11 protein-coding genes are annotated in these 14,915 nt (G+C 53.1%); 3 read left to right on the top strand and 8 right to left on the bottom strand.

Translation table 11 applies throughout. The features are described from left to right. Positions 1 to 885, top strand: coding sequence for a LysR family transcriptional regulator (locus tag ABXT62_RS07275; protein ID WP_415357939.1), 885 nt, complete (start codon positions 1 to 3; stop codon positions 883 to 885). Here ABXT62_RS07275 and ABXT62_RS07270 read toward each other — a convergent pair. The 6 genes from ABXT62_RS07270 to ABXT62_RS07245 all read right to left on the bottom strand — a co-directional run bounded on the left by ABXT62_RS07270 (position 882) and on the right by ABXT62_RS07245 (position 7,453). Then, on the bottom strand, positions 882 to 1,364 hold the full coding sequence (locus ABXT62_RS07270; RefSeq protein ID WP_415357938.1) for a PaaI family thioesterase: 483 nt from the start codon (positions 1,362 to 1,364) through the stop codon (positions 882 to 884). The two genes, ABXT62_RS07275 and ABXT62_RS07270, sit on opposite strands and share 4 nt — an antisense overlap. Positions 1,365 to 1,377: 13 nt before the next feature. Then, a complete protein-coding gene (locus ABXT62_RS07265; RefSeq protein WP_415357937.1) occupies positions 1,378 to 1,833 on the bottom strand; it encodes a flavodoxin in 456 nt (151 codons plus the stop codon). 397 nt (positions 1,834 to 2,230) lie between these two features. Continuing rightward, a complete protein-coding gene (gene rlmKL / locus ABXT62_RS07260; RefSeq protein ID WP_415357936.1) occupies positions 2,231 to 4,399 on the bottom strand; it encodes a bifunctional 23S rRNA (guanine(2069)-N(7))-methyltransferase RlmK/23S rRNA (guanine(2445)-N(2))-methyltransferase RlmL in 2,169 nt (722 codons plus the stop codon). 115 nt (positions 4,400 to 4,514) lie between these two features. Further along, positions 4,515 to 5,618 carry a hypothetical protein gene (locus ABXT62_RS07255; protein WP_415357935.1) on the bottom strand — a complete coding sequence of 368 codons (1,104 nt, stop codon included), beginning with the start codon at positions 5,616 to 5,618 and terminating at the stop codon, positions 4,515 to 4,517. Next, on the bottom strand, positions 5,597 to 6,319 hold the full coding sequence (locus ABXT62_RS07250) for a hypothetical protein (protein ID WP_415357934.1): 723 nt from the start codon (positions 6,317 to 6,319) through the stop codon (positions 5,597 to 5,599). Before ABXT62_RS07250 ends, ABXT62_RS07255 begins: the two co-directional genes overlap by 22 nt. Positions 6,320 to 6,442: 123 nt before the next feature. Continuing rightward, positions 6,443 to 7,453 (bottom strand): TIGR03617 family F420-dependent LLM class oxidoreductase, encoded by a 1,011-nt coding sequence (locus ABXT62_RS07245; RefSeq protein ID WP_415357933.1) that lies wholly within the window; start codon positions 7,451 to 7,453, stop codon positions 6,443 to 6,445. Between the two features lie 199 nt (positions 7,454 to 7,652). On the opposite strand from ABXT62_RS07245, the gene ABXT62_RS07240 reads away from it, so the two are divergent. After that, entirely contained in the window at positions 7,653 to 8,549 is an 897-nt protein-coding gene (locus ABXT62_RS07240) for an LLM class flavin-dependent oxidoreductase (RefSeq protein WP_415357932.1), read from the top strand. A 222-nt stretch (positions 8,550 to 8,771) separates the two neighbouring features. Then, positions 8,772 to 9,953, top strand: coding sequence for a pyridoxal-phosphate-dependent aminotransferase family protein (locus ABXT62_RS07235; RefSeq protein ID WP_415357931.1), 1,182 nt, complete (start codon positions 8,772 to 8,774; stop codon positions 9,951 to 9,953). Positions 9,954 to 9,965: 12 nt separating this feature from the next. On the opposite strand, the gene ABXT62_RS07230 is transcribed toward ABXT62_RS07235, so the two are convergent. Both ABXT62_RS07230 and ABXT62_RS07225 read right to left on the bottom strand, forming a co-directional pair. Further along, the gene (locus tag ABXT62_RS07230) at positions 9,966 to 10,967 is read right to left on the bottom strand and encodes a metal-dependent hydrolase (protein WP_415357930.1); all 1,002 of its coding nucleotides are present in this window, start codon (positions 10,965 to 10,967) and stop codon (positions 9,966 to 9,968) included. 248 nt (positions 10,968 to 11,215) lie between these two features. Continuing rightward, positions 11,216 to 14,911, bottom strand: a complete 3,696-nt coding sequence (locus ABXT62_RS07225; protein WP_415358177.1) for a translocation/assembly module TamB domain-containing protein — start codon at positions 14,909 to 14,911, stop codon at positions 11,216 to 11,218. Between the last annotated feature and the right edge of the window lie 4 nt (positions 14,912 to 14,915).

Below are 14,915 nucleotides of genomic sequence, written 5' to 3'. Positions count from 1 at the left end.
GTGGACACCCAAAACCTGAGAGCGTTTCTGCTGGTCGCTGAAAGTGGATCGTTCTCCAAAGCGGCAAAGAGATTACACCTGACACAGCCCGCTGTCAGTAAGCGGATAGCACAGCTGGAAGCGCAATTAAACGTCAGCCTATTCGACCGTATTGGGAGAAGGATCAGTACCACCGAAGCGGGCGAGGCACTGCTTCCACACGCGCGCGCAGTGCATCTTGAGCTGCAGGCAGCACAGCAGTCAGTGCGCGATCTGGCCGGCGAAGTGCGAGGCCGACTGCGCCTTGCTACCAGTCATCACATCGGCTTACATCGACTGCCACCGCTGCTGAGTTTTTTCAGCAAGGCCTTTCCGGCGGTGCAATTGGACATCGATTTTATGGATTCCGAACAGGCCTATGAACTCACTCTACAGGGAGAGGTGGAACTTGCCGTGGTGACGCTGGCCCCTTCATCTATCGTCAACATTGTTACGCGGCCAATTTGGCTGGACCCCCTAGATTTTATGGTTCAGGAGGGCACACAACTGACCCGAAAGAAAGCTCTCGGCCTAAAGGAGCTAAGCCAACATCCAGCGATCCTGCCCGGACTCAACACCTATACCGGGCAAATTGTGAAAAGCCTGTTCGAGCAGCGCAGCCTGCCAATCCAGATTGCGATCACCACTAACTACCTGGAGACCATCAGGATGATGGCATCAGTAGGACTTGGCTGGACCGTATTACCGCGTAGTATGCGCGACCCCTCTCTAGCGACACTGCCCATTCGGGATGCCCGTATCGAGAGAACACTCGGAGCCATCCACCACGAAGGACGCAGCCTATCTAGGGCAGCACAAGCTTTTATAGAGGCGCTAGAATCATTCGAAGGTAGCGTAAAGGACTAGCCCTCCTCCTGCCGCTTTAGCAAGCCATCACCACGGCGCCCGTCCTTCCACATACCTTGGTGATCTGGAAAATAGACGGTCGCGCTAAAGCGGGCCACGGCACCTGCGCTATTATAAATTCCGCCACTAGAAAATCCGAAGCGCCGTTTGACGCTCACGTGTTCCGCCTCCGCCTGCAACCATTCTCCCTGACGTGCAGAAGCAATAAAATCAATGCTGAGATGAACCGTAGGGCTCCCAGACGCAACGCCGTGTGCCAGATTGGCACCGGTGGTTGCCGTTATATCGGCCAACGTCATCAGTACTCCACCATGACAAATACCCATGGTATTACTGTGTTGTGTGCCCACCACAAGGCCAAAAATCGCACTATCACCTTCAACTTTGCGATAGGCCGGCTGCAGAGTATCGGTGTACCCCAACCCTTGCGGTAAAAGCTCAAAGCCTGGCGGCGCTGTCTCTATCATTTTCTCTGTCACCCAAAACCCTCTTCTAAAATATGCCCATCGACAACCCTGCCGCAAATGCCTGACCCAACTCGCAGCTTGCACGCTCATGTGCCGGACAGAATTTCCCGCGCAATATAATCGGCGTTGCTGCCGCAGGAAATGGATAGCCCGATAGAATTCGCTCGGCCTGTTGCTGCGCGCCGCGTCCATCGTTGCCGGCACTGATAAGCAGAGCATAGGGCAATACCAACCCCCGAGCTATCGCAGGATAAAACGTGCGGTCCAGAAAATCTTTCATGGTGCCGCACAGTGCTCCGGAGTTTTCGGCCATCACCAGCAACACACCACTCGCTCGGTCTAGATCCACCGTCCCTGCATCCCAGGCGCGCATCACGGCAACCTCAATATCCGCTTCACGCTGTGCGCCTCGCCAGGCTGCGTTCGCCAGTTTCGCACTGGTGCCACTCTGGCTGTGATAGACAATCAACAGAGATTTCATAATAGGGCACTATGCGGAATCGACAGCGCGATTTGAACACAGCCCTAACCCTGTGTCATGTCTCGGTGCCTAAAGGCAGTCTAGAAAACAGGCATCGCGACGGCTCCATCCCCTAGGAAAAGCGTGGCAATACGGTGTGCCAAAAGAAGTTATCCACAACATATTCTGTGGATAACATTGGGGACAGAGGCCATTCTATCCCCCATGTACGCGTCGTTTGTGGCCTCTGAAACAGCAGCGCAGACGAAATGAAGAATACTATTTTTTATTTTAAATCAATAACTTATGATTTTTTTGTAGCTCCGCACGAGGACAAGAAAAAGATTCAGAAGAATTGAATCCATTTTGTGGATATCGTTAAGCAGAAAAACTTGGCCACTACAAGCATCAAACGCCTTTATTTATGACTGATTAACCAGCAGCAATGCATTTTGCGCTTACGTTGGTAGTCGGGTGGTAGCGTTTTTTCGGTGATATCTTCACAGAGAAACTCTTCCTGCAAAGACGCATCCAAAATAAAACCGCGTCGATTATTGGAGAAATACAGCTTTCCCTCATCGCGTAATACGCCCATGCTCATGCGCACGAGTTGCGGGTGATCGCGCTGCACATCAAAGCTCTCTGTCATCGCCTTTGAATTAGAAAACGACGGAGGGTCGAGCAGAATTAAATCGTAACGACCACGCGCCAGCGTCAGCCAAGATTGACAATCTTCACGAATCACAGTGTTGCAGCGCTCATCAAGTTGGTTCACGGCCAGATTTTTACCCAACCAAGTGAGATACGTTTTCGACAGATCGATGCTCGTCGTGGACTGCGCTCCGCCAAGAGCGGCATGCACCGTTACACTGCCGGTATAACAAAACAGATTGAGGAAATCCTTACCCGCGGCTTCCTGGCCAATGCGTAATCGTAACGGACGGTGATCGAGGAACAAACCGGTATCGAGGTAATCGCTGAGGTTCACCAGCAGTTTTGCCTGGCCCTCTGTGACCGTCAGCAACTCACCTTGGCTATCCCGCTTGGTGTACTGTTCTGCTCCGCGCTGACGACTACGCTGCTTGTAGATAATCTTTTCAGCATCAACGCCCAGTGCTGCAGGCAGCGCAGAGCGAATCTCATCTAAACGGCGCTCAGCGGCTTCCACCGATACGTTTTTGGGTGCCTGATATTCAGCGACGTGAACATGCTCACCATAAATATCCACTGCCACAGAATACTCTGGCATATCTGCATCGTAGACACGATAGCAGTCAATTTTCTCACGCTTCACCCAGGAAGAAAGTCGCTTGCGATTTTTAACGACACGATTGGCAAACATCGTCGCACCCTCAGTGAGGGGCGGCGGCGTTTCAGCATCCACCTGACTTCTTCCCATCTCGCGTAGTTCATTAACACACAGATCAAACAGCAGAAGACTGGCAGCGATGGCGCCGTTATAGAGTGCATAGCGTTTGTAACTGCGCAGGCCCGTTGCTTTGCCCAGATCGAGGTCCGAGGTCAACACGGCGGCCTGCCAACCCGGAAACTCGTTTAACATGGCCTCGCCCAATTGCCTGTAAAGCCCCGCGAGTTGTTCCTTATCGCCAATGCGTTCACCGTAAGGCGGATTGCACACCAGCAAGCCAATCGGTAATGGCCGGTGAGTGGGTTTTGTCAATTCGGAGACAGGTTTGCAACTCACTCGAACCACATTCTCAAGCCCTACTCGCGCAATGTTTTCCTGCGCACGACGAATCACCGCAGGATCCCAGTCGTAGCCGCGAATTTCTGGTAACTGTGCGGCCCTGCCCCGCTCCGCCCGGCTTTTTGCATCGCTAAAAATAGCCCCCCACTGCGCAGCATCATGCATCAGCAGATGTTCAAAGCCGAAGCCTTTGCGTCCTAGGCCCGGGGCGATATCAGCAGACATCATGGCGCCCTCGAGCAATAAGGTTGCCGAACCGCACATAGGATCGATGAGCGCACCACCGCGCGCGGCAATACCCGGCCAGTCAGCGCGCAATAATACTGCCGCAGCCAGATTCTCCTTCAGAGGCGCGACACCCGATTGTAAGCGATAACCGCGTTGATGCAGGCTGCCGCCAGAGAGGTCAATCGACAGGTGGGCACGATCGCGCACCAAACGTACATTCAGCCGCACATCAGGGTTTACTCGATCCACTGACGGCCGTGGCGCACCCGTGGCCACAAACCAGTCAACAATTGCATCCTTGCTGCGCTGGGCGCCAAACTGCGTATTGCGAATGTTGCGGTTTTCTCCAGAGAAATCAATCGCGATGGTTTTGTTTGAATCAAACACACCGCCCCACTTGATGTCCTTCATACCCTGATAAAAGATATCCCCGTCAGTGGCGTCCAATTGCGCTAGCGGCCAAAGAATACGGTTAGCGAGCCGCGACCAGAGACAGGCTCGGTAGGCCAGCGCGCTCGGACCAGTAAAATAGACGCCCGCCACAGTCTCTCGCGTACTGTCGGCACCGAGAGAGCCCAATTCAACCGCTAGGAGTGACTCCAAACCTTTGGGGCATGTGGCGAACCAGGAATGACTATCAGCGTTACTCACGAGTACCCAATCAATGTGTTATCAAACGGAGGCTAACTGTTTTTTTACAATGGCGGTGGACACCGCTGCGGTCTCGCGTGCGTCTCTCCCCGCCAGAAGCGCAGCATAGCAGAAGTCAGGACGCCGGGGGCAAGCCCGTCTCCAGCGTAAAGATACGTTGCAAGATGTCGCGCCACTCAGAGTACTGGGAGTCCAATGTGCCGCTGAGTTCAACGACGGCACCACTGACATCCATTACCGTAGGCGCAACCTCATTGTTAAAGCCCAGCGCCAATTCACCGAGATCCTGCTCGTGAATCTTCGACCACTTGTACGTGTTATAGCTTTGCTCAAGTGCAGTAAAAGATCCTCGGCGACCCTGAACGCCTCTGTTAGCCACGCGTTCCTTGTATTCACCCTGATAGATCGCTTGCTCGGCGCCGTACTGACGCCACAAATTATAGGTGGGGGCCATCTCCTCACTGAGATGCTCATATTGTTCATCGACCGTGTCAATAAACAGATATTCCTGGTTTCTAATTCGGATAACGCGAGCCAACATGGGATCACCCTCTGCCGGAAAACGCAATAACACATACTGTCCCTGGGGCATTTCCGTCAAATACGATGCGAACACCGTAGGCGCCAATTGAATGGCATATCGCATGAGGGCAATGTCTCGTATCGTCGCCAACTGCTTTGCGCTTTTTTGTCGGCGCACGGCGACAAGGTCATCGGCGATTTGCTGATAGAGTCCCAGATAGGGGTCTCCTGGCAGGCTTACGGGATAATCTGTGGACCTTGTCGAGCCAGAATAAACCCGGTTCAGCCATTCCACACCGCTGGCATCGCGGGCATTGATTTGCAACTGGAGACGCAGGCCATCGGACTGCAATATGGTGCCAGTGACCAACAGCTCTGACGAATCGAGCACCTCCGGCAGCACCCGTACAACGCCCCAATCGCCTGACTCAATCAGCACCTGCCGCAATACGACTGGCATATATTTGGCCTCAGCCTTACGAATTTCCGGAAAAATACCCCGTTGACTGTGGGTCGATTGATCCGCTGGAATACCCGGATCAAACACCACTAGACCGACATCAACAAGCCCACCTTGCTGTGTTGATGCGGCGCTAACAGTCCCGGCCACCATTAATAATGCAGCGCACAACACCGTGCCATCGACGCTCACTACCCGCCGCGCCTGAGATAGCATTAACGCGATTCGGTCGTACATACCCTGCCTCTGGTCAACGTTTCTTGACATTGAAAACCACTCTCGCCAGGTTCGAATCGGTTATAGACCCGGTTAAGTGAAAACGGAAAGGACACCTGGCTAGACACCACGGTGGTCGCAATAAGCAGTTTTTGCCCCGCAGCACCCATTGTTATTATATGCTGGATACTCAGCCCCTCGGGCAGTCGCAACTCGAACACCAGTTGATGTCCATTCCAGCCGCAAATTTCGGTGCCAAAAGGGGTTTCTACCTTATGCATTTCACCCGGATAGAATTCACAGGTCAAAGAAAAGTCTTCTTCGCGTTTCACACTGATTTTGTGCGTGTCCTGATGAATTTCTAACAGAGGCGATTGTGTGATGAGGTCCGCCATTCGGGCCAGTCCAAGGACGGAGGAACCGCTGTTGGGCCCTGCGCTGTTTCTGACCATCATCTCTGCGCCTGCAGGTCGTCGACGACCCTCGCTCTGGGCGCGTCGCTGTGCCTGTCGGTTCAAGTCGCGCGCCATTACATCCAGTTTGTCCTGAGTGCTATCACTGAGGCTATAATCCATTTCCCAAGACCCGCTAAAATCTACTGCTTGCAAATTTTCGCGCTGCAATCGAGGCTTCTCTACTGGGGCGCTGGCGCAGCCAGACAACAGTATACACACCACAAAAAATGTAACCGTAGTAGACAATGGTGTAAGAGATCTATTCATATGGGCGTGGAGTGTACCCTAAGGCATTCCATGTGGGCGAGTGCCCGGCGAATAATGCCCCAAAATATTGAGGCGCAACCCAACCCCGCTGTAAAAAAGGACAGCGGCCGCACACCATCCTAATCAGCCTGCTTTAAGCTCGGCGATAATAGACGCCCACATGGCGTCCGGCGCTCCATAAGGTGCATAGATGGCTAGTCGGTCAGCCTCCTTGCCATACTTCTGGCGTAGCTTGCCGGCAATTTCTTCAGGCTTGCCAATGGTGGCGAAAGCCTCTAGAAACGTCTGATCAATATAAGAGCCCAGTTCGTCCCAGCGGCCTTCCTTCGACAAACGGTTTAATTCCGGCTGCAAATCACCATACCCAACCGCCTCCATAGGTGGCCTGTAGGCGGGTGTGGATGCATAAAATCCGAGTAGACCTTTGACACTTTCCGTGGCAACAGCACGCGCTTCTTCGGTCTCTCCTGTAATCACAATGGCGTTAATCTGCAGAATAAAATCGCTGCGCTCACGACCGGATTTTGCTAGCCCTTTATGCACTGCCGGCAGCGCGTGATCGGTGAGAAAAGGCATACTGTTGAACGGATGAACAATCAACCCATCGGCCACTTCACCGGCTACTTGCGTCATCAGGGGGCCCAGTGCTCCCAGCAATACTGGTGGAACGCCACATTCAAGAGGCCCAGGGTTAAACATCGGTGTCATTAAGGTGTGACGAAAATATTTGCCATGAAAGTCAAGTTTGCTGCCGTTCTGCCAGCAATCAAAAATCGCTTTCAGCGCTTGAATATATTCTCGCATACGCGCGGCGGGGGGACTAAAATCCACACCAAATCGCTTTTCGATATGCGGTTTTATTTGTGAGCCAATGCCCAATAAAAATTTCCCGTTACTAAATTTTTGCAAATCCCAGGCTTGATAAGCGAGGTGCATCGGATTTCGGGGGAAAGCAACGGCGATACCGGTGGCAATATCAAGCTCTGGCGCATGCTCTGCTGCCATCACCAGCGGGTAGAACGGATCCCAACTGCCTTCGAGTGTATAGACCCCGTCATAACCAATTTCCGACAGGCGTCGAGCCTCGCTTGCAGCGTCGCCAAGTTGTGCGTAGAACGGGCCATCAATTTTCATGCTGAGTTCACCTGAAAGAGTCATATTTGTGTGTTACGAGCGCGGCAAAGTTACACTAATCATGCTGCTTGACCAAATGCCGTCTGCAATAGAGCCTCGCAATATAGCAGCGGTTCAGCATACTGAACAGGCTGAGCTAAGAAGTGGGATAAACTGGGAGTCTATATATGCAGTCCACTGTTAAAGAGGCAACACGTTAATGCCATCGACCATGAAAATCGGCATCTGTTTACCCTATATGAAAGCCGGCCTGAACCGCGAAGACTATCTGGCCTGGTTCAAGGCAATCGACGATGGCCCATTTCACGCAGTCTCCTGCGGCGAGCGGGTTCATGGGCCAACCTTTGATATGCGCGTGTTGTTGGCATGTGCAGCGATGGCTACGACCCGGGTCGAGATAACGCCCACACTCTACGTCTTGCCCATGCACAACGCCACTCGGGTTGCCAAAGAACTGGCCACACTGGACATATTGTCAGGCGGCAGGGTAAGGAATATCTCTGTCGGCTATGGCGGACGAACCAAAGACTACGAAGCCGTGGGCGCTAAATTCCACGGGCGCTATGGCAGAATGGATCGTCAGGTAGAAGAAATGCGTGCCGTATGGCGTGGCGATGAAATTGTTGACGGCGGCGGCATGATAGGCCCTACCCCAACATGGGCCCAAGCACCTCGAATGTTAGCCGGCGCGATGGGACCTAAAAGCATTGAACGCTGCGCACAGTGGGCTGACGGCCTCTATGCCTGGTCTGGAAACGGTGAGGAAGTAGAATTAAGCCGCACCTTTGCCATGGCCGATGCTGCATGGGAGCGAGCAGGTCGCGAACAAATACCCTATCGAATGGGCGGCTTTTGGTACACGCTGGCTGAAAATGGCCAACAAAAGCTCTATGACTATGTCTATGAGTACTTGTCAATCTCCGGGCCAGAGATTGCCACCATGATGGCTGAATCGGTACACCGCAGCTCCGCTGACAGCATACTAGCCGCGCTTGATAATGCTGAAGCCGCCGGTTGCGAAGAGCTTTTCATGGTGCCGGCCACGGCCGACCTTTGTGAGATCGACGGTCTCTGCGAGCTGCTAGCAAAGCGCTAAAGGCCCGCTTCGTTCTGTTCAGGAAAATATGCTTTACGCTATTTCCATAGCGATGCAGGTCGGCACGCCATGCGGACGCATTAAGGAACGCTAGCCGGCTTATTGGGGTATTTACCACCGGTATCACACGGGTAAATACGCACAATTTCTCCAGCCAACTTAAGCTTGGCCGTAAAATCTGCTACCGTTTAGCTCTGTCTTTTTTCATGGAGCATATTGTCGATGACCAGCAGTTTCTTTCCGCCACAGCGCACGCTGATGGGCCCGGGCCCTTCAGATGTCTCTTCTCGCGTACTCGGAGCATTGGCCCGCCCTACCATTGGGCATCTTGACCCACTGTTCGTGCAATTAATGGACGAAACAAAAAGCCTGCTACAGTTCGCTTTTCAAACCAATAACGCGCTTACGCTGCCTGTATCTGCGCCGGGTTCAGCGGGCATGGAAGCGTGCTTTGTCAATCTAGTGTCGCCGGGAGACAAAGTTATTGTTTGCCAGAACGGCGTATTCGGCGGGCGCATGAAAGAAAACGTCGAGCGCTGCGGGGGTACCGCAATCATGGTAGAGGACAAGTGGGGCGACCCCGTCAGCCTGACTAAGGTAGAAGCCGCTTTCGATAACCATCCCGATGCTGCCATCCTAGCTTTTGTCCACGCAGAAACATCGACCGGCGTCGCCAGTAATGCGGCATCGCTTTGCGCTCTGGCTGCACGTCACGATGCACTGTCCATTGTTGATGCGGTGACCTCACTCGGCGGCATTGAAGTATTAGTCGATCAGTGGGGCGTCGACGCAATGTATTCCGGCACACAAAAATGCCTTTCATGTGTGCCTGGACTGTCTCCCGTCACTTTTAGCGACAGGGCCGCGCAGCGGATTAAAAACCGACAACACAAAGTACAAAGTTGGTTTCTCGATATGCAGCTGGTCATGGGCTATTGGGGTGGCGAAAGCAAACGCGCCTACCATCATACTGCGCCCGTCAACAATCTCTATGCACTGCATGAATCATTACTCATGTTGCAGGAAGAAGGGCTCGCGGCGACGCAGGCTCGTCACTGGCTCAACCATCGCGCTCTTGTAGCGGGTTTGGAGGCTATGGGGCTGTCTATGGCTGTTGCGCCCAACTATCGCCTGCCTCAGCTCAATTCAGTGATCATCCCTGAAGGCGTGGATGATGCGGCTCTGCGCGCTGCCCTGCTGAACGAGTTTGATCTAGAAATTGGCGCAGGACTGGGCGGCCTCGCCGGAAAAACCTGGCGTATTGGTCTCATGGGGTTTGCCAGCAATGAACGCAATGTGGTGTTTTGCCTCAGCGCAATGGAAACCATTCTGCAGCGCCAGCAGGCCCCCATCATTACCGGAGAAGCACTTCAGGCAGCCCGCTTGGTGTTTGACGGCGCCTAAAGGGACCAGGAATCACGGCGCGCTTAGCATCTTCCATAGCTGCGCTGTTTTTTCCGTGCCTCTATCTCGGTGCACTTGATAAATGACGTGCTCGTTGTCTTTGGCGTGCGGGTCCAATTGAATACTCCATAGCGGGGCCACTTCATTGGGAAGCATGGAGTAGCGAATATCAATAATCCGATTGCCGAATTCAGGGGAACGTGCAAGGTAGTCATTGCTGAACCAACGAAAGCGCTCGATATCTCGCGCTTGTTGCGAATCTTGACGCAGCCAGGGGATATCCCGCTGTATATCTAGCTTCTGCACCGATGTGCCGTAGAACACCCGCGGCGCTAAGCTGGCTCGAACGGCATCCACATAAAAGCGGTCATCGGTTTCATAGACTGTCTTCCACACCAGAATATTGCCGAAACTGGGTTTGGCTTCGAGTCGGGTCGGTGTATGTCCCCGCTGGGATGCTAAGATATAGCCCATACTGACCGCCTCGTTGCGCTGCCATAACCCCAGAGCCATGTAGCCGAGAGCCCACACTAGGGCGAGGCGCGCGAAAAGCGGTGTGAGTCGCCTCGCCGACAGCAGCACTCCAATGAGTATTGGAATGGTGAACAGTGGATCAATAATAGAAATCGTATTCCAGGCAATCCGCGCGTCGCTAAAAGGCCAGAACAGCATGGTGCCGTAAGTAGTGCAGGCATCCAGTAAGGCGTGGGTCGCGTAGCCCAGGGTACAAAACAGCCAAGTCTGACGAAATGACAAGCCACGTCGACGCCCAATAACGAAGTGCAACACCGCAGCGCAAATCAGTCCACCGAAAGGCACAAACATCAGCGAGTGAGTGAACTGCCGATGATACTCGAGAAACAATAAAGGGTCTGTTGAAGACCGAATCAGCACATCAAGATCTGCCGCCAATCCGGAAAGAAATCCGAGTAATCCAGCACTAGCGGCATAACGACCAGAGACGCTTGCCTGCGGTAACGTTGCGCCTAAAACTCCCTGAGTTAAGGGGTCCATCAGATCACTCGAATCGGCGTGTTCACACTCGTAGGGTGATTGGAATCTCTAGTGATAGGGTTTAATTGGCGAACCGATTTTCGACTGTCAATCAAACGATAGCGCATCCTCGACGGAGCCGGTCCTTGGGCATTAATGAACCTGCCAATAACATTTTTTCTACGCATGCAAGCAAGCTCTCTGACGTCCAACGAGGATGATTTTAATGTACCTTAGTGTGTCGCTAACTACTACCTTCCGCACTCTCGCTACTCGATATCGAACGAATAATAAAGGTCTATTGAATTTTCGAGGCTACTGACTATTTCCAACCAGATCCGGGAGCGAAAATAAAATCGCGCGGTGAGGACATTAATAGGCTCGTAAAAACCGATTCCATAGGAGAGGTATATTCTCTCACCAATATAACCACTAAGCGTCGCTGCAGTATCATTTTCTGTACCTTGTGCTCCAAACGCAATGTTGTTGACGCCTGGAATACTGTTGAGCTCTGAGACCAGTGAAGAGCGGTTCACCACGCCACTAGCCAAAGATAAGGCCAGGGCAGCGCCATCACTGCCAGCACCGACGTCCATCGCCCTACCCCTGAGTAAATACGACATGGCATTGGGCTGGGACATCACCGGATCAGAATAAACATCTAACTCAAGGTCTTCCCCTAATGGCCCCTGCACCTGCACGCCTACCGTAATATTGCCTGCAGTGATATCGCGCTCAGCACGTAAATCAAGCGTGGGATTGCCAGGAGGCCCAGAAAAGCTCAGCGTGCCGCGCTTGATTTTTAGATGACTCTGATACGCATAAACCTCGCCCCCAATAGTGCGTAAATTCCCGAACAGCTCCAATGGATGTCCGGGACGTTGTTGCGCATTGAGGTCTCCACCCAAAGTGGTCTGAAATACACTGCTGGCGACTTTGAGTTTGTCCTTTATCGCGATCTTCAAATTCATTCTGGTTTTGAAAGGCAGCGTTTCCTGAAGGACATTCCCGGCATAATCAACCTCTACCGCTGACGCTGATATGGAAACACTGTCCTGCGGCAGTTCCTCAAGTTGGACTGAACCTTTATGCACGATGACGTCACCTCTGATGGCAAGAAGATCACGTCCTAAGCGCAACTGAAGACTCTCCGACACCTGTAACTGGGCAGACGGTGGATACAAAATAGTATTTTTATGCCCGTCCACCGACAAAACCATACTCAGACGGGGGCGTGTTTTGAGCTCACCGGAAAGCGCGAGTTCGCCGCCGCCGAGCAACCCAGATCCTTGTATCTTTGCGCTATCACCGCGTACATCAAAAGTCAGATCCAAACGATCCAGTTCGGTAGGGTTGTCCGCTAAAAGTAAACCCCCGTTTGACAGCGATAGGCTCCCATAGCCCATGGGTTGGTCTACTGTTCCTGATAACGAAAGCTTGCCCGTCACCTCACCCAACAGGGTAGACACTGCAGGAATGAACCGTGTAAAGCTCGTTAATTGAAGACGATCAAAACGCACTGAACCTGCAAGCGCAGTATTTCTGTCAGCAGGCAATTGCAGTTTCACGTCGGCAATCTCGCGTCCTTCGTGCTGTAGTCCCAAGTCCAGCTGGAGGCCATCGCTATCGTAGGTAAAACTCGCATCACCCGCCTCCCAGCCAACGATAGCGTTTTGCTCTTCGGGAATTTCCCGAGTGACGGTAACATCCCGCACCTGTGCTTTACCCGTGGCGACAATCTCACCGCCCTGATCCCAACTGGCCTCAACCTCAAATTCCATCGCGCCTTGCATATCCAAGTCTGAAGACAGCAGATCTGCAAACAGCTTTATGTCACCTGACATGTCCACACTGCCTCGGCCGCGTGCCCCCAGTAACCATTGGCCAGAACAGAGATTTGCGTACTGATTCCGCCAGCAGTGCGCGTCTAACGCCAGTTGCTCCGTAGCGCCCGACCACACTAATTGCACAGGGTCTGATAGCTGCCACAGCCCAAAGGCCGTTTGCAGTTGCGTGGGTTTCAGGGTGCCTTCCCACAGTGGTCCCTTTCGGGTTCCCGTCAACACCCACTCTCCCACAAAGTCGCCGGCGCTGAGAACGGACACTGACTGTTGCGTAGCATCTCCTTGCGCCGACAACGATGCTGAACTCAGCTCGACACCACCGAACACCACATCAGCCAGAGCAACGTCGAGACTGAACGGCTGTTTCGCATCCAGCCGGTACTCTCCAGCCACCGCTCCCGTATGCAGCGTTAGACCACGCCAGACAATATTTTGGACCTCTGCGGACAACTGAAACTGCTTCGCCTTGGATAAAATCAACGCCTCCAACTGCACCTGTCCCTGGTCACCGGCCTGCCACCGGCCGATGTCATCGATGGACAGTTTGACACGACCCACATCGTCTACTGCGCCCCCCGACCGCAGCGATACCTTAGCGCCGTTTAATTCGGCGTCGAGTTCACTACGGAGTAACCGTATTTCACTATTGATACCTGCGAAGCCGCTAATGTGAGCGGGCAAGCCATTGATCGCACCGTCTAACTGCACGTCCCGAACACTAACCGCCCAGTGTGCGGCACGCATTTCACCCGAGAGCTGCAGAATACCAGCCATGCGACCCTCCACAGCGTCGATCACATTCGGCAAATCGACACCGTCGGACTGCAATTGTATTGACCACGTAACGGCATCCGCCACCACCACTTCACCACTGGCATGCAGTGCATTCTCTGCGGTGCCATCCAGTATCGACAGCTGGCGAATAAGCACCTTCCCCGCCTCATGCTCGCCCTTTAAAGACAACGCCAAAGCGTCATAATCCTTTCCGGCGGCGACGGCCTGCATTGCAAACTTCTGGCTGGACGCAGTGCCGCTGACGGATGCCACAACAGGAAACGCTAATTCAACATCAGGAAAAAAATCCGGCACGGCGTCTAAGTCAGCAAGCCTCAAAGCGACATTTGATGTCGCTGTGAGCGTTGCACTAAACGGCAGCTCGGCGCCTAGCACATTGACCTCTGCATCGACTACGGTCTGAATATCGCCTGCAAAGGTGAGCTGCATTGCCAGTGATGCCAGACTTCCCTGGACGTCTATTGTGAGTCTTTGACCGAACAAATCCGGGAGAATAGATGGCTGTGCAAGATCGATTTTTGCACCGGCATGCACAGGCCAATCAGCTTCAAACGCCAGTTCGCCCTGCAGCGTGAGCTCACCAAGATCCCGACTACTGACATCCAGTCGAGTCATCTTTAAAACACGATTAAGCCAGCGTCCCGCCAGTATGATGCTGTCCTGTCGGTATTGGGCGCCATAGAAATCCCACGAGGGCTCGATCAACGTCAATTCATCAACTAACAGCTCAAACGGGAGATCAACACGCGGCAGCACTGTGGGATCGATCTCAGCAATGTTTTCGTCTGTCATTTTTTGTAGAACCAACTGTGGCTCTATTATCATGCCGCTGAACACCTTAATGACGGAACCACTGATATGCACCCGACCCCGTGTTGATCCCTGTCTCCACTCACCTGCGGACCAATGGACGAGAACGGCATCAGCATCAAGACTTTCTATCTCTAATGCTACAGGGAACGCGATCAACTCAGCGACATTTTGCTCATCTAGGTCAGGCTTCGTTTCCACTGCGGGCTCTGAACTTTCCAAAAGTGCAATATCCAGCTTGCTGGCCTGAAACTCGCTAAGACAGATGGTGCCCCGCAACAGGCAGATGGGGTCGACCTGCGTCACTAGTCCTGTCAGCTCAATGTGAATGTCGTCTGTCTCAAGACGTAATCGCTCAAGGTATAATCGGTCGCTTAAACTGCCGCTACCGTAATTGATCTCTATCGGCAAAACCTTTTCTAGGACCTGGAGCAACCTTTGGCTTCCCAGCTCCGTAGAAACAGCAAACAACAGTGCTGCCGCGAGCAGCAAAAACAACAGCAGGGATCGCACCACAGCT

The sequence above is a fragment of the Halioglobus sp. Uisw_031 genome (assembly GCF_047729875.1).
GTDB lineage: Bacteria > Pseudomonadota > Gammaproteobacteria > Pseudomonadales > Halieaceae > Marimicrobium.
This window is presented reverse-complemented; position numbering and strand designations above follow the sequence as displayed.

What these genes read in the sequence shown, in the direction of transcription:
- ABXT62_RS07250 (WP_415357934.1), bottom strand. Translation starts at nt 6,319, where the DNA reads ATGAATAGATCTCTTACACCATTGTCTACTACGGTTACATTTTTTGTG.
- ABXT62_RS07265 (WP_415357937.1), bottom strand. Translation starts at nt 1,833, where the DNA reads ATGAAATCTCTGTTGATTGTCTATCACAGCCAGAGTGGCACCAGTGCG.
- ABXT62_RS07235 (WP_415357931.1), top strand. Translation starts at nt 8,772, where the DNA reads ATGACCAGCAGTTTCTTTCCGCCACAGCGCACGCTGATGGGCCCGGGC.
- ABXT62_RS07255 (WP_415357935.1), bottom strand. Translation starts at nt 5,618, where the DNA reads ATGTACGACCGAATCGCGTTAATGCTATCTCAGGCGCGGCGGGTAGTG.
- ABXT62_RS07230 (WP_415357930.1), bottom strand. Translation starts at nt 10,967, where the DNA reads ATGGACCCCTTAACTCAGGGAGTTTTAGGCGCAACGTTACCGCAGGCA.
- ABXT62_RS07240 (WP_415357932.1), top strand. Translation starts at nt 7,653, where the DNA reads ATGCCATCGACCATGAAAATCGGCATCTGTTTACCCTATATGAAAGCC.
- ABXT62_RS07245 (WP_415357933.1), bottom strand. Translation starts at nt 7,453, where the DNA reads ATGAAAATTGATGGCCCGTTCTACGCACAACTTGGCGACGCTGCAAGC.